Annotated in this window: 10 protein-coding genes and 1 pseudogene; 1 reads left to right on the top strand and 10 read right to left on the bottom strand. The window is 56.7% G+C overall.

Annotated features, from left to right (window positions below):
* Nucleotides 1-518: 518 nt before the first annotated feature.
* Nucleotides 519-1,127, top strand: a pseudogene (locus BN1129_RS24220) (IS5 family transposase); the annotation flags it as partial.
* A gap of 653 nt (nt 1,128-1,780) precedes the next feature.
* Here the strand turns inward: BN1129_RS24220 and BN1129_RS11560 are convergent.
* The 10 genes from BN1129_RS11560 to BN1129_RS11505 form a co-directional block, all read right to left on the bottom strand.
* The gene (locus BN1129_RS11560; protein ID WP_042036615.1) at nt 1,781-1,984 is read right to left on the bottom strand and encodes a hypothetical protein; all 204 of its coding nucleotides are present in this window, start codon (nt 1,982-1,984) and stop codon (nt 1,781-1,783) included.
* 61 nt (nt 1,985-2,045) lie between these two features.
* Nucleotides 2,046-11,552, bottom strand: coding sequence for an LPD38 domain-containing protein (locus tag BN1129_RS24215; protein ID WP_052449344.1), 9,507 nt, complete (start codon nt 11,550-11,552; stop codon nt 2,046-2,048).
* Nucleotides 11,553-11,711: 159 nt separating this feature from the next.
* Nucleotides 11,712-12,542, bottom strand: coding sequence for a DUF7946 domain-containing protein (locus BN1129_RS11540; RefSeq protein WP_052449343.1), 831 nt, complete (start codon nt 12,540-12,542; stop codon nt 11,712-11,714).
* A 106-nt stretch (nt 12,543-12,648) separates the two neighbouring features.
* Nucleotides 12,649-14,049, bottom strand: coding sequence for a hypothetical protein (locus BN1129_RS11535; RefSeq protein ID WP_084204635.1), 1,401 nt, complete (start codon nt 14,047-14,049; stop codon nt 12,649-12,651).
* A 10-nt stretch (nt 14,050-14,059) separates the two neighbouring features.
* Nucleotides 14,060-14,299, bottom strand: a complete 240-nt coding sequence (locus BN1129_RS11530; RefSeq protein ID WP_042036613.1) for a hypothetical protein — start codon at nt 14,297-14,299, stop codon at nt 14,060-14,062.
* On the bottom strand, nt 14,299-14,679 hold the full coding sequence (locus tag BN1129_RS11525) for a hypothetical protein (protein ID WP_042036612.1): 381 nt from the start codon (nt 14,677-14,679) through the stop codon (nt 14,299-14,301). The genes BN1129_RS11530 and BN1129_RS11525 overlap by 1 nt, the downstream gene beginning before the upstream one ends.
* 10 nt (nt 14,680-14,689) lie before the next feature.
* A complete protein-coding gene (locus tag BN1129_RS11520) occupies nt 14,690-15,322 on the bottom strand; it encodes a hypothetical protein (protein WP_042036611.1) in 633 nt (210 codons plus the stop codon).
* Nucleotides 15,323-15,331: 9 nt separating this feature from the next.
* The gene (locus BN1129_RS11515) at nt 15,332-15,691 is read right to left on the bottom strand and encodes a hypothetical protein (RefSeq protein WP_042036610.1); all 360 of its coding nucleotides are present in this window, start codon (nt 15,689-15,691) and stop codon (nt 15,332-15,334) included.
* Nucleotides 15,688-17,556 (bottom strand): phage tail tip fiber protein, encoded by a 1,869-nt coding sequence (locus BN1129_RS11510; RefSeq protein ID WP_052449342.1) that lies wholly within the window; start codon nt 17,554-17,556, stop codon nt 15,688-15,690. The genes BN1129_RS11515 and BN1129_RS11510 overlap by 4 nt, the downstream gene beginning before the upstream one ends.
* The gene (locus tag BN1129_RS11505; protein ID WP_244463049.1) at nt 17,553-19,118 is read right to left on the bottom strand and encodes a hypothetical protein; all 1,566 of its coding nucleotides are present in this window, start codon (nt 19,116-19,118) and stop codon (nt 17,553-17,555) included. Before BN1129_RS11505 ends, BN1129_RS11510 begins: the two co-directional genes overlap by 4 nt.
* Nucleotides 19,119-19,215 lie beyond the last annotated feature (97 nt).

Genomic DNA, 19,215 nt, shown 5'->3' with positions numbered 1-19,215 from the left:
CGTTCGCGATCTTGCCCTGCGGTGACACTGCCGGATTGGCCGTCGAAGATGCGAACGTTCTGGAACAACGTTGTCGCAGGCAATAACGTTTGTGCGCTGAGCGGGGCTATAAGCATGCCCATTAGGAAAAATGCGACAAATCTAGCGATCATGAGTGCAACTCCCTTCTTCCAACGGTTTATATGGTGGATCAGTTTTCTGGACACCCAACAGTGATGAAATGAAAGGTAGCACTAAATAGTGTTGCTAAAGTGGTTGAAAAACGATCTCCCCATTTTCTGGGGCCCCACCCTTCCAGAAATACCGCATTTATTCACTTCACAATCATCTGAATGGACCTCTTAAGAGGCACTGTGTATGGCTTGAAATTACAGCGCCTGAAATTTTCACACGTTGAGAACACAACCTAATCCGATATGGAGCCTTCCATATAACTCCGAACCGCCATAGGGGCTGTCGTCTTCAACTGATGTATTTCAGTACAATATCAGCCCCGTTAACGTAAAAATCATCGCCTCATGCCAACACCCGCTCACCGCAGCAACGATATCTCCGACCATGTGTGGTCCTTACTCGCACCTCATTTACTGGGCCAAAAAGGTCAATGGGGACGTGCGGATCGTGATAACTGATTTTTTATCAATGCTGTTTTCTAAGTTTTACGCACTGCTGCTCCCTGGCGAGACTTGCCATCTGATTACGGGGGCTGGAAAAACACCCTCCGTCGCTTTTGTCGCTGGCGCGACAAGGGTATCTGGGCCCGGCTTCAAGAACGTCTGAGAAAAGAACCTGATTATGAATGGCTGATGATCGACGCCAGCCATATCAAAGTCCATCCCCATGCCAGTGGTGCTCAAGGTGGTAACCAAGATATGGGGGTTACCAAAGGGAGATAAACAACAAGATCCACTTGGCATCCGACTGACACGGGATACCAATAACATGCATCATCACATCGGGAACGACAGAGGATTGTATGCAAGCCGCGACCTTGATTGATGACCTGGAAGCTGGATATTTATTGGCAGATAGGGGATACGTACCAATGCGTTGCTTGCGTAGCCAGAGCCAGGGCCAGGGGGATAGAGCCAGTCATTCCTTCGAAACGTAATCGTAAGGAGCTGCGAGCAGCATGACAGAGAACTTTACAAGTCCCTGCTGTTGATAGCGTGAAAAAGCAGTGAAGTATTAGGAATATGTTAGGAATCGGTAAAAACAAAAAGGCCACTATTGCTAGTGGCCTTCGTAAGTCTTTGATTTTAATGGTGCCCGAGGCCGGAATCGAACCGGCACGACGCGAACGTCGAGGGATTTTAAATCCCGACTTATTTCATTTAAAATCATATAGTTATGGATTTTCTTGGGAATATGCAAGATCCGTAACTATATGATTTTACAAGCCTCCGTACCAGCGTAATCCCTCACTATTCCCTCAGTTTCCCCCCACCCAGAAGCATAGAAAAGCCCGCGCAGTGGCGGGCCAATCCGAATCCAATCCGCGTCATGACGCGCCGGCTTCTTCGCGAAGTTTCTCAAGAATGCGCGCGATACTTCTCCCCTCCTCCGGAGCCAGATCCAAGGTCTCAATAAACTCTTCCAGTTCGATCAATGCTGATTCCATCCGCTTTCCCTCTTGCTCTCCCAGTCTCTCGACTGTGAAACACTGTATGCACATACAGTGCATTGCATGAATCTAACATTTTCGGACTGATTTGGATATTAAAAATGGGGCCGAAGCCCCTTCTAATCAAAATGACATGTCATAACGCCGAACCCAGGATCACCAGATGCTAATGAGGATATTCAGGGCAAATCCAATCAGACCGATGATGAATGCGAAAGCCATGAAGTTCTCCAGACTATCTCTGTCAGATTTGCTGAAACACCAACACCCGATCGCCGCGGGGAGCAATGCCAGTGTGAAGCTGAAACTGAACGCCTTCAGTGCCAGCACCATGCACCCTATTGCAAGTAACAGCCACATGGTCAAATCCTCCCTAAAAAGGCCTCATTCTAACCCCGTCAATGAGGCCTCGCCAGGGCCGCTATTCCCAGTTTGACATGTTGCTGTTGACCGCCTGATATACCAGATCGTTGCGACGAGCCAACAGCTCATCGATACGGCGGCGCTTCTCTTCCGCTGCCATGGTCTTGTCGCGCTGGATCAGCTCAATCTTGTTACGCACCACCCTGACCTGCTGCTGAGTGCGGCTCAGGCTGCGCCGTGACTTCAAGATCCCGCCCTGTTCTTCCAGCAATTCGCTCGCCTTCTCGGTCAACCCTTCACTGCGGTACTGGTCAACGGTGCGCTTGAGCTGGTTCACCTCGTTCAGCATCCGGTAAAACTCTTCCATATGCTGGGTGGACTTGGCCGGCCCGGTGCCACGATACACGGCTTTAACCAGAGGGATCTCATCGGCACGCCAGCTGGCTGACTCCCCTGGGGTGCTGGCTCGTATCAGGCCATCGGCCGCCGCCATTACATAGCTGCCCATGGTGCCGGTATAGCCGATCACCAGGTGCTCCAATTGCTTTGGTGATAAGCCAGACATCTCGCCTAGCTCCCGCATCAGCAGGCTGGTCTGTTCGTTGTAGCGCGCCTCGGCACGCACGGCCTGATCCTGTGGGCTATCGATAGGACCACCTCTGAAACTGTCGTAGTTGAAAGCAGCCTCCACCATCGGCTTGACGATCTGGGGGGTCGGGTTAAGGGCGAAGGTATCGCCAATCGCGCGCGCCACCGCCTTACCGAACTGGGCTCCAGTATCCTTGTCGCCCAAGGCGCGCACCATGCGCTCAGGGATGGTGCCGAACAACACCCCGATCTCAAACGGCTTGGGGATCCGCCAGTGCTGATCGCCGACAAAGAAATGCCAGTTGGCATCTTTGTCCCAATCTGGCAGCTCCTCATAGCGCTCATCATCCCAGTTGGCAGCCAGCAGCCCGAGCGACATTGCGGTGATCATGCCAGCGCGCTTCGCTATTTCCCGCGGGTTGTCGCGTAGCTCGCGCGTCAGCTTGCCCAAGCCCTGGATACGGGCATTGAAGAACGGCAGCACCATGGCCGCCCCTTGGATGGCGCGAGCCGCCCCCAACATGGAGAAGTCCATCAGGTCCTTCGACTCAAAGGCTGCCTGAGCATGGCTCTTGCCTGCCTTGATGGCTGCATCATAGACCGCCTCACGGTTGCCGTTCTCCACCGCCTCGCCAAGCCGGCTGTACCTCTCCCACACGTCAGCCACAACGCCCTTGGCATGTGCCGCATTGCGGATGATGGACTTCTCATAACGAGCAATCTGCTCCGGTGTCATCCCCTTGCGGCGCAGCGACTTGCGCACGGTATCGGCCATAGCCCCCGGGTCATTGCCATTGACGTAGCCACCCAGGAAGCTGGCTCCACTGAACATCACATCAATGGTGCTGCCATCCATCGTCAAGGTCTTCTTCACACCACGGATCGAGCCGATCACCGGCTTGAAACCATCCTTGCTGATTGCCCAACTGGAGAGAGAGTCGCGCAAGAAGTTGCGCAGCATGAACTCGGGTGATGCTGTTACCCCGGCCGTCAGCAGGCGCTTGGCCTTGGCGGCCACGTTGACCATGGTTCCGAACGGCTGGCGATCAAAGAAGGTCATCGCGCGATACAGGTCAGGATCCTCAACCCGGATCATGTAGTCCTCCCCCTCCATCTTCACGGTGATCAGGTCTTTCCCGTTCTTGAGGGCACGCCAATCCATCATGTTGGGCTTGGCTACCACCTCGATGATGCCCGTTTCAGCCAAATTCCAGACGGTCTTTTGGGCCGCCATGTTCTTCATGGATGCGTCGATCAGCTTGCTGGTGCTGGTAAAGATGTTCTCGAGCAGGTCGTTGGTGTTGGCCTCGCCCCCCTTGAGCTTCTTAATGCCGGCGTTCTGGTTGGCAACGCCCCTCGGCTTGAAGGGGGCAATGACATCGCCGTCGTCAGATTCACGGAAAAAGGGGATATACCACTCACTTTCGAACTCGGCCCGTGCCTCTTGGGTAAACAGGCCTGCCTCCTGCGCCAGATCCAGAGTGGCGGCGTTGAGGCGGTTCCAGCGGGCTTTGGCCGCCATGAACTTGGCCTCTTTGCCCTTACCCTGGGCCTTGAGCGCTGCAATGTCATTGGCATCGAGCAGGTTCTCACGCCCCTGAGCAAGCAGGATCTCCGCCCGGTGACCAGCCATCCAGCCAAGCCAGTTGTGAAGGTCGCTCCCCAGATCAGAGAAGATGCCGAGCAACGCATCTTTCTCACCAGTGCCAGCCTTGCGCTGGATCACTCCATCCTTCCACTCCGGCAGACCATAGAGCATGGTGGCCTGCATGGTGGAGGCCGCACCGGTTGCCATGCGCGCAGCCACATAGCCGGAATCCGCCGCATCAGTTATACCTGCAGCCTCCTCGGCATACTTGATGGGAGCTAGGGCGTCGAGCACCTCGGTGTTGGCCTTCTTGATGAAGCGGTCTACCCAGAACTTGACCACGCCGCGATCCACTTCGCGCAGCTTGCCCAGGTTGGCCTTGGTTTTGTCGATAACATCAGGTTTTGGCCCCAGGTTAAGTTTCCCCATGGCCTTGTCTGTAGCGGTATTGGTCTGACTGAATTTCAGGCTACGTTTGACAATATCCTTCTCACTAAGTACATTTGTAACTGAACCATCCATGCTTGAACCTAAGGGCAATTGCAGCCCAGTGAGTAAAGAGCTAGGGTGGTTTTTCTTTATATACCTTGTCATGCCATCAGCTACCCATCGGCCAACCTGATCATCAGGGCGCCCATGAATACTGGCAATTCTATTTACTTCAAGATACTTACCTGCACTAACACCCAATTGAATGGCAGTTACAACTGGCCGGCCAGATTGATCTTTTGCATCCAGTAACACTACGAGTGATTCACCTGGATGAGTTTTCGAATCAAATATTGCCAGTGGGTCACTTAATAATTCAGGTAGCGTTTCTACTGTCGTTATATCTACGTCATGCTTCACCCCGTTTATAGCCTTGCGCACCGTATCCCGACTAATCCGCATTGTTAGGTTTGGGGCCCCGACAGCCATGAGAACTGCGGGTGTTGAGCCAACATCAATGGCGATATCACTGGTTCGAAGTGAGCTCATTGCTTTAGTCAACTGCTGGCGATAACCATCAGCCTCTTTACTATCGGGAGTAAATGCCTCATTGCCAGAGCTCGTCTCTTGGCTAAATTTCTTGCCACTGTCAGGGCCATTGTCATCAGGGCCTTTGCGCTTCATCTTCTTGCCCAGCACCTCGATAAGGCTTCGTGTCTCAGCAGCAGTAATGCCCTCTGGTACAAAACCGACAGCACGCAGTGCCCGGGTAATCCAAGCAGACACGCTATCCCAGCCGCGACGCCAGGCGCTCTGTTCCAGCTCAGCAAGATGGGCAACAACCTCCTCTGCCTTGGTGCCGATGTCCTCGTCGGCATAGTGAGTATCAACCCAGTCCCATACCTCCTTCATGCTTGGATCTTGCTTGGACTGGATCAGGCGGCTCATCAGCTTGGTGTATTCACCATCGCCCAGTACGTTGGCCAAGCCATAGTGGGCCAGCACTTCATGGCGCAGGATCTCGCGCATCCGCTTGGGGTCAGAAATCGTATCAGCGGCCACATGCAGTGAGCCCGTGTCATCATCGAACGCCGCGCGCCGAATCAGCCCTTCTTTGGCATTGAGCCCCAGGGCCCCCTCAAGTTCTGCCTGTGTGGCGTGGATCTGCACATCAATGCCGGCTGCGCCGCGGTACTGCTTGAACCACTCCTTGGTTACCAGCTCCGCCTCTTTACGGGTCAGGTGCTTGACTGGCCTCTCGCCCTGCGCCATTGCCTGCTTGGAGAACAGCACCTTGGCTCGCTGCTCAGTTGCACCTGACCTCGCAGCACCATCAACCGGCTTTTCAATGGTGATGATCTTGGTGCGCACGCTGGTTGGGTTGAGCGAATCCTTGAATGCCCCCTCCGGCATCATCTCCTCGCTGGCGCCAAGGTCATCAAGCCAATCGCGGAACGCCTGATTTTTCTTGTTGCTACGCTGGCCAGCCATGCTGGATACGATGGCGGCCATGCGTCCGCCTGGCTTGAGGTGACCAAAGGCATGGCGCACATGGTCAATATCCATGTCATTGGAGAATGGCGGGTTCATGATTACGGCGTCATAGCGCTGGGATGGTGTGGTCTCCATAAAGTCATCACCGACCAGAGAGAACCCCTTTTCCTGCAGGATGTCGCGCAGATCGCCAGCCAGCTCCACGGCCTCCACCGTTGCCCCGGCATCCCGGGCAGCTTCTGCCAGCATGCCGTGACCGGCAGATGGTTCGAGTACCACCATGCCAGGCTCAATACCAAGGCGATCCACCAGGTCGGCCGCGTACTCTTCCGGAGTGGGGAAGAAGTCGATAAAGGCGTTGCGGTTGTTCAGCAACCGACGCTTCAATGCGTTTGTTTTTTCTGTCACCGGATCCCGCTGCGGTGCCGTCTCATTCAGCCCGCGCTGCAGTCTGACCAGCTCACGCAATGCCGCGCGCAGTTCGGTGTGATTGGTAATGCCCATGCGCTCTAGGCGACCATACCCGGCGATCTGATCCTTGATGGTGCTGGTGCTGTAGTCATCACTACCAGTGACATACGCCTTGAGCTTGGCAATCAGCTCTGGATCGCTCAGGGTTGTGGTCTTGTTGTCCCTGTTTGCCGCAGCTTTGACCAGGCTCATTACCTTGGCGCCAGCCTGCTTAAAGCCGCTTGCCCCCTGCATCTTTAGGGCCACCTCACGAAGCCGATCGGTGTGGTAATCCATGCCGGGCATGGATACCCCCTCCACCATCTGCTCAGGGGTTGCCTTGTCGCTCCAGGAATAACGGCTGCTGTCATCGCGATTGATCACCCCATCGTTCACCAGCGCATCAATCTTGGTGGCTGGCAGCGACCACAGCCCACGATTGAGCGCCGACTGCAACTCTTCAAGTTGCGCGCCGTTGGCAAGGTTGCGCAGGTAGGTGATCTCCCCGCCCTCGATGCCGGTGGCGATAGCCTCGAGCAAACCAGCAAAACGCAGGTCTCGCTCGGCGTTGGCTCTGGCGTTGGCCGCCATGCTTGCGCGGCGTGCGGTATTCTCCTTGCGATCGGCATTAAGTACCGCCTCCGCCTTGGCTTTCGCTGACGCAGCGCGATTGCGCAGCGCCTCCACCTGTTTGGACTTGCCAGCCGGCTGCACCTCGCTATCAGTAGACTGATCAGGTGTAACCTCTGGGATCGCCCCGCCAACCTGACCTCCCAGCCATGCACGAAACTCGGACGCCCTGTCCTCATCCTTGAACTGGAAGCCTGGCACGGCACCCTTACCTCGAAACGAGGAGTACCACCCGCCCATGCTCTTGGCGTGAGCGTTGATGCTGTTATAGGTGTCGCGATCAACCCGATCACCCATCTGCACCACAAACAGGTCATCACCCGTCTTGGTGTGCTTGGTCTTGATAATGTCGCCGGAGGCGATAGGGGATACCATCTCCTTGCTCTTGGTATCTCGCTCCTGCTCCCTGCGATCCAGATTGCGAGCGGCAACCATGTCCTCATAGCGGGCGCGCTGCTCCGTGGTTAGCTTGTCAATCCCGCGCCGCTCGATGAACGCCTTGAAGTCATCCATGGTTTGCGGGTTGGTGAGCGACTGCTTGAGCTCTTCACGGCGACGCTGCGTCTCGGCAATGTCGGACAACTGCTTATCACGAAATTGCTGATACCGCTCTGGGGTTAGGCCATCCAGCGCTTTGGCAACTCGCTCTTCGATACTCTGGCGGGCGGCACCAATGGCATAGGTTTCACTGATAGTATTGCTATCACCATTGGCAGCCCAACGCAGATCACCGATCAGTTGGTTGTATGCGGCCTCTACTACGACTGCTTTTTTGTCATTTTTGTAGCGAGCAGCATTGAAGTGGCTCATCTGATCAAGCAAATCCTGCTTGGTTTTCTTTTCCAGTTCAGCCTGCAGGGTGGCAGCGTTATCCAAGGCGGAACGGCTCATCGCCTTAAATTCGGAAAACTCCATCTCGCCAGAGAACAAGCGACGCTTCGCGGCGTGGTAATCCGCAGCGCTCTTGGTACCGCTCCAGTCGTTGGCTGGCTTGGTGGTATCACCCTCCTTCACCCAGCCCTTGAACTCCTCCACCGGCATTGCCTTGATGGAGCCAAGCCCCTGCCATCCCTTCTCATAGTTGGCAAGGTAGCCATCCCGGGCGGCCTGCTCGTCGGCAAAGCCCATCATCACCTTGTGCTCGTCAAACTTGCCGGTCTTGGGGTCTACCTGATCCACCACATAGACCGTTTCGCTATCTGGCTGGTCACCGATGAACACATCGACATGATCCCCGTCCGCCCCCAGAGTACGCTTGATATAGCCGTAGTCGTGGGCCATGGTGGATTGCCACGCCTTGCCATCCTTGTCTGTGCCGGAACGGGTAGAGCCCTTGGGGTTCTCGAGCGCGATATCCAGCCCCAGCAGCTTGAGGTGACCCTTCTTGTAATTTCCCGCCTCCTTCTGCGCCTCGGTGGGCTCCGGCGCCACCTCAGCACGGGCTGCCTCGATCTGCTGTGACTTGGCACCAGAGTCAGCAGTCTCGCGGTCGCGGCGAAGCTGAATGTATCGCTCCAACTCCATCTTTTCTTGTCCGCTCTGGCGAGCCCCCTCGCTAGCCACTGCGGCCCCGGTGCGTCGTCCGCCCTTCCCATTCATCTCGTTGCGACCAGCCTGCTGCAAATCAGCAATGGCTCCGCCCAGCTTGCGGCGGCGCTCCTCAAGCTCAGGAATGGTCATTATTCCGAATCGCCCATCCATGCGTTCGGCAAACTCTTGCTCCTCTTTTGCCCAACGTTCAGCGCGAGTCGGGGTGGGAATCCCTTTGGCTAGCGCATTGCGGTATGCATCCTCGGCTCGCTCAACAGCACCCTCCTTAGTGTTGGCAGTAAACCAGCCAGCGCCGACTGCAGAGCGATACTTCCAGCGCCCGTTGTGCTCGGTGAGCAGGTTGCGATCTCGCAGCTCATCCTCACCAATGCGGCCAGAAACAGCAGCCCCGGCATCAGTGGCCGGGGCTGTCAGTGTTTGGTCATCTTGCTGCTGTCCATCAGGTACAGGTGGAGCAGGAGTGTTGTCTGCCGGATTTCCGGATCCAGCTCGATCGGTGAGTCCGGCAATGGCTGGTCTAGCGCCTGCTGCAACTGGTTCGCCTGTGCCAGGCTGATCGCCTTGTCCTTCACTGCTGATTGCAGGTACTGGGGTAACTGGCTCATTGCTCACCTCTGCTTGCGGTTGGTTATTGCCCTGCGGGCCATTGATTGCATTGGAGTTGTTGGCAGCCTTCACCTGCTCGACTTCGGCGATCTCGGCCACCCCAAAGCCGCCACCATTGAGCGGTACCGGCATCTCCTTGCCCTTGCGGCTGGCCATGGCAGCCTCTTTCTCGGTTGCGAACGGCTTGCCTTTGCGGGTGATGCGGAGTGTCTGGAGCGAGCCAACTGACGATTCTGTGGCACTGCCGCGCATCGGTTTGGCGTCAGGCTGTCGCTGATCTGCTCCATAGACCACATCACGGTGTGGCAACTCGGTACCAACCTCGCGAGCCTCACCCTCAATCACCGCGCCCGGCAACTCGCCGGCTGGCTTGGTGGCAGAGGTCTCCGGCGGCAACACATCCCCCTCCTGCCCACTCTGCCAGCGAGTACGCTCTGCGCCGCGGTACTGGGGGCCGGTGCCAGCCTGCTTGTCGTCAAAGTGGCCTTCTTGACTCACCTCCCTGCTAGCATTGGCATCACCGGCAAAGATCACATCCTTGAGCGGCAGGGCTGGGCGGTGGTTCTCCATGGCCACCTGCTGGGCGCTCTTGTTGCCTGCGAAAGGGTCAACCCCGAGCTCGCCAGCCTGAGCCCGCTCATAAAGGCTCTTGCCCTGATCGCCAGCCTGCATCTGGGAAGCAACCAACTCCTGCACTGACTGGCCAAACTCACCGGCCAAGGCGCGCTGCACCTCGCTATCGGCAGCCATGCCCTTGTACCGTTTGGCGGTATCGTCGCGGCGCAGGTAGGCCGGCACATCACGCAGCTCGTCAAACTGGCTGGCGCTGGGGCCAAGCGGGGATTGCTCGCCAGAGGGTGCAACCACCGGTTCGGCCATGGCGTCAGCGGCAGGTGCCAAGTCTGGCTCTGCCGGTGCGGTAGCTGGGTTAGCCTGCACTGGGTCACCCTGCTCAACAGGTACGACATCCTCCACGGTGGCGGGGTCTACCTGTGCGCCCCTTTCGCTTTCGGCCTGCGACTTGCTGCCGCGCATCCCGCCAACGCCACCCAGGGCGCCACCGGTACCCATGCCAATCAGGCCGCCTTCCAGCGCACTGGACACCACTCCTTTCATCGGGTCGATATCGGCAGCGGCCACCTCGTTGAGGGACTCGTTGATGGTGTATTGCTGCACCCCCTCCTCGAGGGTTTCGCCGATCCCCTCACCTACTGCCCCCTTGGCCGCCCCCTTGAGCACGCCGCCAGTCGCCACCTTACCTGCCAACATCTTGAACAACATGGCATCACCCATCATGGATCCCATGGCTGCCGCCCCCCAGGTCTTGGCATCGCTCATGGTCGCGCGACTGGCCACATTGGCGGTTTCTTCCCTGGCCAGTGCCAATTTCTCATCGTCTGTGAGGTGAAGAGTTTGCTGATCTTGGTCGATACGGGAGAATGCCTGGCGGAACGTGTCACTCGCTGCCAGCTCGTCATAGCTCATGCCAAGCACTGACTCTTTGGCATTCACCCCGGCACTGCCTACAGAACCGGTCGCACCGGTTGTGACGGCAGCTCCGGTGGCAAGCTTGGAGACGGCCTTGGCGGCCACGGCCTCTGCCACTTCTTGTGTTGCACCACGCTTGATCATGGATGCTGTCACGGCGCGGCCCAAGGTTGCCTTGGCTGCGACCCCAGTCACGCCGCCGGCAAGCAGGGTTGGCACCAAAGAACCGACACCTTGTGCCATCTTCATGGCCCAGACATCGATATCACCCGCACCGTCCCCCATGATCAGACGGCCCTCCGGCGTTTCATCAACAAGCCGGCGGTTCATGGCCTCTTTCGCATCGGAGCTCATCCCTTCGGTCAGGGACTCGGCGCCAGACTTGGCCAGATCACCGGCCCCGGCAACGAAGTCCAGCACTGGGCTGAGCTTGCTGGCCAGGTTGGCGCGCGCCTGCTCCAGGTAGTCCCCTCCCTGCTTGCCAGCATTCTCTCTGCCGAATTCGCTGGCTTGACCCGCCAGCTCACCGATCCCGCCTACCAGATCCAGTGCGCCAGCACCGACGCCGCGAGCAAGATCGCCAAGCCCCACATCAAGATTGCGAGCCGGGGCGGCTTTGGATAGGGGCGAGGTGGAAGAGACGGCAGATAGGTTGCTATCAAGGTCGCCCCAAAATTGGTCGTTACGGGTGTCGGATTGTTGCGGCTGTGGCAGGGCGTCACGCAGTCCAGGCTTATCCATGGTGTCCTCGGCTTTCGGGCAAAAGAAAAGCCCCGAACGGCGAACCGTTCAGGGCTTGAAATGGTGGGGGCAGGCCGATAAACAGACTGGCCGACTATGGGGAGATGCTAACTCTGGGGGGATTAATATTCAACCGGAACGAACCATCACACTTCGGTGTTAAATTGCATCGCTGACATAGAACCTGTCCAAGTCACCATCTTTGAGCATAGCTTTTGCCTTGATAGTGATGACTTGATCGTGAGCATAACTGGCCAGATACTTATTATCGGGCATCATAAATGCTGGGTCACTGACCTCTGCCTTGATTCGGGCGTTGCTCTCATCACCAACCAAGCGCACCTTGCCGGTTCTTGACTCTTTATCTAACTCGGTAAACACAACCTCCCAGTCACGCAAATCTGTCAGCGAGACATCTCCATCAGACAGAATTGCATCACGGGTGGCCTTGTCTATCGTTGTTTTATAAGGGTCTGTCTTCTTACCAATAGTGAGGGTATCGCACTCCTGACCCACGGGGTCTACAGCAGAGCGAACAGCAGGGCGCAGCGCATCCGCCATCTTCTCGATGGTGGACATCATGCGATCGATAACTTGCTGATCACGGTTGCCAAGTTCTCTAATCGCCTGCTCGAGTCGCTGGCTTAGTAGTTTCATCTCTTCCCTATTACCGCTCGCTTTCGCAACTACAAAAGCAATAATGCCTCCGAACAAGGCACCGCCAAAGCCACTAAATAGCTGTTGCTGCTGTGCAAACTCAATAATAGCTGAAAGTTCAAAGCACTTCGCCCTCGGTTCTGAGGCATAAACTTTAACGCCCTGTGATCCAAATTGCTTGGCATACTCGCCAGTGACAACAAAATGAGACGACACCGCAAGCACCCTGGCAATCCCCTGCAAAGACCCGCCAAGCGCATATAGATCTATCTTGTGCTCATCTGCCATCTTCCCGTCATAGGTAACGGGTACTTCCATTAACTCAATCGCCACTTAGATCTCCTTGATCATTTCAAGGATTTTACGGTGCCGAGTGAAAACTTCAAAGTGACCACCATTGTATTTTAAGAAAAATTGAGTGGCATCTGGCCCCTTTGCATCAATTTCTTGCCTGCGCCAAGCTCATTGCCTGATAAGCATTGGTTTCAGTATCACGCAGCCGATTGGCCGTGACTGTGGCCTGCTCCGTTTGCTTTTTCTTGGCCGCCTGCTGGCGCCACATCTCAAAAGCGGTGTTCATTCTGGTGGGGTTCTCGAGCAGTCCATGGAGCTTGCCATGTTGGTTTGCCTCTTTAATGAACTGCAGTCGGTCAGGATCACGCGCAGTCCACTCCTTGATGGGGGCGCTGTCTGTCGGGGCTTCACGCTTGCTGGCCATGCCATGCGTGTCAGCTGCAGCGGCTTTGCTCGACTCGAGCTGGGCGTCCAATGCCTCCAGCTGGATATCTTTGTCTTCCGCATTACTGGCCGAAATCCGAGCCCGATTCTGGCCATGCTGCTTCTCAAGGTCTGTCACCGCCTTCTTGTAGCCTGCCTGATCCGGGCCTGCCGTCAGGCCAAGGGCGGTGCGCAGCTGGTCAGCGTTGCCGATCATGTGCTTGGCCAGCGCCGCCCGCTGATAGGCCGGTTTCAGGAAGTCATTGATGGGGATCACCTTGGGGGTGTCATCCGGCGCAGAGGTCCGGTTATTGGTAACGGGGCGAACATCGGTGCTACCGTCGTCATAAGTAACCGTGACCCCCAGTACAACACCGCGCCCATCGGGGCTCACCATGATGTTGCTCAGCTCTTTACCAGTGATGGTCTTACCGCTATCCGGGTCGATGTCACCCACGCCTCTGCGGATCTCATCCTGATAAATAGTGTCAAGCGACTTGATGAACTTGCCATCATTGATGAGCGCATGCCCTTCCGGAGAGTTGGGGTCCAGCTTCCCCTCTTGCGCTAAACGCATAAGCTTGCCTCCGTGTTTCACTGCCACTTCTCCAGCATCTGCATAGTCTTGCTGCAGGTATCGCTCAGGATTAAATGAGCCCGCTCGTGGATCACGCACCACATCCCAGAACTGCTGACCCGGGGCCTTTCCTTCTGCGACTGACTGCCAACCAGATTGGATAATGGGAAGATTTTCCTGTTGGAATAGCTGCTTCTCCCGCTGCTCAGTCTGCCACTGATATTCCTTCTGTTGGCGGGCTTCGCTGGCAGAAGCCCGGCGTTCAGCCGCATTTGCCCGAGCTTCAGCAGACTTTGCTTGCCGCTCATTAAGCGCAAACTCTTTCTCATAGCGGGCATCCCCAAGGCTATCCCGCTCTTTGGCGTAATCAACGTTCTCTTGATACCGTTGATCCGCAACCTTCTGGCGGTCCTGCTCGTTCTGCCATTGTGCGTCACGCAGGCTCATTGACTTGTCCATGAGCTCGTTTTCTTTCTGACCACGCTGATACCGGTCCATCGTATTGAAACCAGCCAGGAACCCTTCCGCTAATCCTGAAACACCCATCGACTCCCCCTTAAAACAGACTGTCCGCCAGAAAACCTACGCCTGCACCAATCGCAGTACCAATGCCCGGCATAACCATCGTGCCGACGGCTGCTCCAGCCCCGACGGCGCTCAGGGCCTGCCCCTTGCGTGCAGTTTTGAGGCCCTTGTTGGCCGCCTCCAGTTCTGACTCTCGATTGGCTGCGTCTCGCAAGCCCACCATGCCTTGCTGCCGAGTCTGGGCACCAATATCTAATATCCCGTACCCCATCAGGCTTTACCTCCCGTTTTGATTGCTTCACGCAGCCCAGCATCAGCACCTGTCAAAATGCCCATCTGACGGGACTGCTCTTGCTCGCGCAGCCCGTTCTCCGTCCCTGCCGTCATCAGAGCCATGCGTAGACCTTGGCTGTTGTCGTTGGCGTTCTGATTGGTCCCAACCCCCATTCTTGCCATTCGGTTGTCAGTGGCTTGCTTTGCTGCAACCAGAGAGTGCTGATTGTTCTGGTCAACCCGACCAAGCTGCTCTCGCAACAACTGTCCATTCGTAGCCAGATCCATCAGCTCCTTCTGCTTGGGGTAGAAGCGAGTCTTCCAGTCCTGATACTGCTCCCGGGTGATTTTGGCGTACGTATCTGCGGCATATCCCATGGCTTACCCCTTAGTAACCTTTGTTTTGCAGTACAGATGCCGTAGGGCTGATCTTCTTGCTATCAGCAGCAACGGGGGCTTTCATCTGCCCAAGGCCATACGCAGTTGCACCGCCTAACAAGGTGCCAACCAAGCCCGAGGTTGCCTGCTTATTTTGAAAGGAGGTCTGGGCATCATTGGTGGCCTTGCGAAGGCTGGTGCTTGCCACATCCCCCATTCCCGCGAGGGATTCCGCCTTCTGGCCGGCACCAATACTCACCACATCCTTGAGGCCAGCCACGTACTTGTCCTGTTGACTGGACTGGGCCCGGTTAGTGGTGTCGGCTTGGCTCAGGGCTTGATCCGTTTCCAGTGTGCCCATTGCCTCCTGGTACTTGCCGCTGGTCGGGTCAACCCCGCCCACAGCAAGGCTGTCAGCCAACCCAACGCGAGCCTCACCAAAGGATTGAGCCGTGCCGAGCGCAGCAGTCCCGGCCAGCTTGTCGTATTCCCGCTCGCTGTTGAGGTCGTCCACCTTGTCCATAAAGAGGTCCTCGTATTGCTGCAGATCGCTCTTGTAGAGGTCCCACTGCTCCATGGCCACCCCAGCAGCAGCTTTCTGGGCCTCGGTTTCCTTGATTTCGTTTGAACCGCCCTTACCCATCGCCCCACCTCACAGGTTGATTTGAAATACATTCAGGCCGTCAGCATCATCTGGCTGACGCGCCCACCCCATCTTGGGAGCCACTTTCAGCCACCCCTTGCGTGCCGAATGAAAGCGCAGCCAGCGTGCTCCGATCAGACGAGCCAACCGCTTCACCTCTGGCAAGTGTCGCCCTGGGGCTCCGCCGTCACCCCATCCAACCCACACCAGAACACCAGTAACACCTCGCTCAACCACCGGTTTCAGGACAAAACCATCTGCACCGCGCACAAACAAAAACGCCACCCGGTTTTGGATGGCGTCTTGCAGTTCAGTTGAAAGATTAGGATTTCTGGTATCGCTGGCAATGCGATCAATGCTTGCCTTCATGATAGTGAGCTGCCTTGCTTAAACAGCACAACACGCCCACTTTGAGAAGGGTCGCTACGCACCCATCCGTCCCCCTTGATCCGCTGGATCCTGATGGTGATGAGCGGTTCACGATTCGCGGGGATGGTAATGTCACCAATATAAGAGCCGACTTCATCTACACTGGTCACCGGTCCTTGTGATGGATTGGATGTCGCATATGCTGAGGCCCTCGCTGTCAGCGTTTTCACCACAGCACCATCCATTAAAACGGTAATCTGCATCGTCGTCGAATTGGAGTTCGATATAGGTGAGGAACCACCACCAGATGCAGTCACAGAGCACCCCACCATGCCAGCAACCCCAGGGATAGTAAGTGTTCGAGCGAAACCAACAGGTTGGTTAATTTTGATACTGCAAACATCAATCGGGCCAACCTGTTTTGCATGTGTCACGCAGGCATAGTCTCGGGCAACATATACGTCCCCTACAATGCGATCGGCAAAAACTGTTCCTTTGACCACACAGTCCTGCTCAATGGTGCAATTACGCATCGTCATGTTATCGATACGGCCACCCTGCGCAGTCAGCCGGTTAGTGTAGAGGTTCCCATCGCTGTAGATGATGGTGTACCAGCCCTTCCCCCACCCACTATAAGGCCCCCCGAGGCCAAAACCGGCGGATCCCCCCGACATGAAGGAATTCCCCATATCGAAGGAACCACCCGAGATAGACGGTGCTGAGATGCTGACCCCGGCCTTGATATAGTCCGCCATGATCTTCTCAGAGTTCAGGATCTGGATTGTGGCCTTACGGATGATGGCCTCCGCCATCACGACCTGGCCATTGTCGATAGCAAAAAGCGGAGCCATCGGCTTGCTGCTGTTCGGGTCAAACACAAAGACCTGAGAAGCAGAGATGGCCACCTGACTGGTACCATCCGATTTGGCTATAAGGCCAATCCCAGCAGTGATCTCGCCAGCGCTCGCCTTGGCACTCCACATGGCCAGGGCACCGCCCTTGAGATCCGCGATGGCCTGACTTTGTTGCTGAACGGCTGCCCCTAACTCACCCGCCTTGGCGTTCACTGTGTCAATCCGCTTCCCCAACGCACCATCGGCCGAAGCCCTGGCCTGGGTTTCGGTGGTGATCTGGCCGGCTAGCTGAGTATCTCCTTCCTTGAATCCCGCGGTGACTTGCGTGATCTTCTTGGCCAATGCCTCCTCAGCATTAGTGCGTGCTTGGACTTCTTCATCAAAACTGGCACCAAGCCGGTTGAGGTTGTTGGAAAGCTGCGGCACCTGCTGTATAGGCTCCAGCAGTGACTGGACTAGGTGGCTTGCCTCGATTTTGCCCTGCAGCTCATCCAGGATGTCCTGTACATCTCGGCTGGTTACAGCATGCAACCCCTCGGTGCCTTGATAGGGGCCCTCCATGGCATTCTTGTTGACAAACCGCACCCAGTAGAAGGCTGCAAACTCCTTGCCCACCGCATCGGCATAGACGTTGGCCAGCGTCGCCCCGACCCTGACCGCATGGCTCAGGTTGTCATCCTCGGATCGCCACACCTCGGCAAAGGCGTGCCCCCAATATGTCGGAGCATCCCAGGTCAGCACGATGGTATGAAATGCTCCGCTGGCTGAAACGTTAGCTGGTGCATGGGGCGGCTGAACACCGCTCCACTCCGGATCGACGTTGTTGGCTGGGGGGAGCTCTGGCACCAGTGAGCCGCTAGCGGTACGCCGCAGATTTAGCATTCCCAGGCCAGCGGCTTCCCGCAACGTTAGCGCTTTATCCAGACGGTCCCCTTTCTGACCGGTCAAGATCTGCATGTTCTCGGTTAGCCCCTGCTGGGTGCTGCTGGACCGGAAGGTGCTCTTGTTCATTGCAGACAGATCTCCACCATACTTCCGCCTAGGGTAATCCGCTCAACCTCGGTTGTTCCCCTCACCTCAACTTGCCAGCGCCGGCCCCGTAGCGGCGGCAACCGAAAACCGGACGGCGGGACCTGGCCTTCCATCAGCTCGAACACCCTGGTCCCATCGACAATCAGTACGAAGCTAATTTGATCTACCGCCTCACTCGTCACCCGAGCACAGCTGAGTCTCACACCGGGGGGCAGCACAAACGCCTTTGACCTCCAGCACATTGGCAGGGCGGTAGCGCCACCAAGCCATTGATGCAGTTGCGCGCCCTTGGCGATCATCAAGGCATCAAGCTGCATGTCTGCAACCGCCGCATCCCAGCGCCCGGATATCCAGCGCAGATCACCTGATCTAGGGTCAAACACAAAGCCATGGCTATCGGTCTGGGCCACATAACGCCCCTCGCAGTACCAAGCCCGCAGCGTGTCGGGTTTCAGTGCCTGCCACTGCTCTCGGGTGATGATCCCCTCGGTCACGAGAGCGCCACCGTCAGCCCCCACGCCAACCAACCCATCCGGCGCGGCGTATAAGACCATCCCATCCAGTGCCACCATGGAGCGGGCGCTGACACAAGCCTGTGGGGTGGGCGAGAGTTTCTGCCCAGTGATGGAAGACGGCGACGCACCTTGGAAGAGATAGGGATAACCCTTGGTACCCACAACCAGCGCCGTATCTATGGCAGCGATCGCCACGATGTCATGCTCAGTGGTCAGCTTGTACTTCTCCGGCCAGGCGTAAGGCAGAAACGGCTCAGAGAACAAAACAGCATTACCGACAAACCCGGCACAGATGCCATTGGCCATCTGGCAGATCCCACGCATCTTTTCTGGGGGCATGTTGTAACCGTAGGTCTCAAGCACCGCCCCCAGGTCCCCATCTTTCTTGGCATCGCTGTAGCTAGCTGTCGCAATGGGGATATCGGCAACCAGCAGATAGTCAGCAAGACCACCACCCGACACCGATCGGTAGAGTCGCCGCCGTGTGATGTTGCTGTTGTTGGTCGGGACGGCAGACAGGCCCACAACCACTGTCGAACCCGGAATCGTGATAGTCGTCTTTCCGCTGGCGGGTCCTGGCGCGCCCTCCTCCCCCAGCCCGGTCACGTAGGTCTCCACGTAGAAACGGGTCTCGTCATCCGTCGGATCATCGTCCTTGCTGCCAGAAGGTGGCGTGACTGACTGCACGTTCGGTGGTGTAGCCGGCACAGGTACACCCAGCCGATACCAGGCCGTGGGCTTATTGCTGCCGCCAGTGGCAATCGCATCGTAGGTCAGCTTGGGAAACTCCCCATCGGTGAAGTAGACGCGGTTGTACTGATCCTGGGCGATAGGTGATCGCATGACCTCCACCTGCTTGTTCCAGGCAAACCAGTGCGCTCCGTAGTAGTGGAACAGCGTCTTGGGGGTGATCGGTAACGAGATCCCAGCCGCCTTGTCAGTCATCAGTGGTGCCACCACCCCACTGTCAAAATGACAATCCTGGGCCAGGGTGGCCGCTTCGTCCGGCAATAGATGGTCTGCCACGCGCGGCACCATGCCTCGCATAGTCACGATGTCGATCAATGGCATGGAGTTTCTCGAAGTCTAGAAATGAAAAAGCCCCACTCGTTAGAGCAGGGCC

This window comes from Aeromonas popoffii, assembly GCF_000820025.1.
Classification (GTDB): domain Bacteria; phylum Pseudomonadota; class Gammaproteobacteria; order Enterobacterales; family Aeromonadaceae; genus Aeromonas; species Aeromonas popoffii.
The sequence above is the reverse complement of the archived record's forward strand: the minus strand, read 5'-3'. Positions and strand labels throughout refer to the sequence as shown.

Bases quoted from the DNA above. Each gene is read 5' to 3' on its own strand.
- BN1129_RS11525 (WP_042036612.1), bottom strand. From the start codon at position 14,679: ATGGGATATGCCGCAGATACGTACGCCAAAATCACCCGGGAGCAGTAT.
- BN1129_RS11530 (WP_042036613.1), bottom strand. From the start codon at position 14,299: ATGGGGTACGGGATATTAGATATTGGTGCCCAGACTCGGCAGCAAGGC.
- BN1129_RS11510 (WP_052449342.1), bottom strand. From the start codon at position 17,556: ATGAACAAGAGCACCTTCCGGTCCAGCAGCACCCAGCAGGGGCTAACC.
- BN1129_RS11560 (WP_042036615.1), bottom strand. From the start codon at position 1,984: ATGTGGCTGTTACTTGCAATAGGGTGCATGGTGCTGGCACTGAAGGCG.
- BN1129_RS11520 (WP_042036611.1), bottom strand. From the start codon at position 15,322: ATGGGTAAGGGCGGTTCAAACGAAATCAAGGAAACCGAGGCCCAGAAA.
- BN1129_RS11515 (WP_042036610.1), bottom strand. From the start codon at position 15,691: ATGAAGGCAAGCATTGATCGCATTGCCAGCGATACCAGAAATCCTAAT.
- BN1129_RS11535 (WP_084204635.1), bottom strand. From the start codon at position 14,049: ATGGGTGTTTCAGGATTAGCGGAAGGGTTCCTGGCTGGTTTCAATACG.
- BN1129_RS24215 (WP_052449344.1), bottom strand. From the start codon at position 11,552: ATGGATAAGCCTGGACTGCGTGACGCCCTGCCACAGCCGCAACAATCC.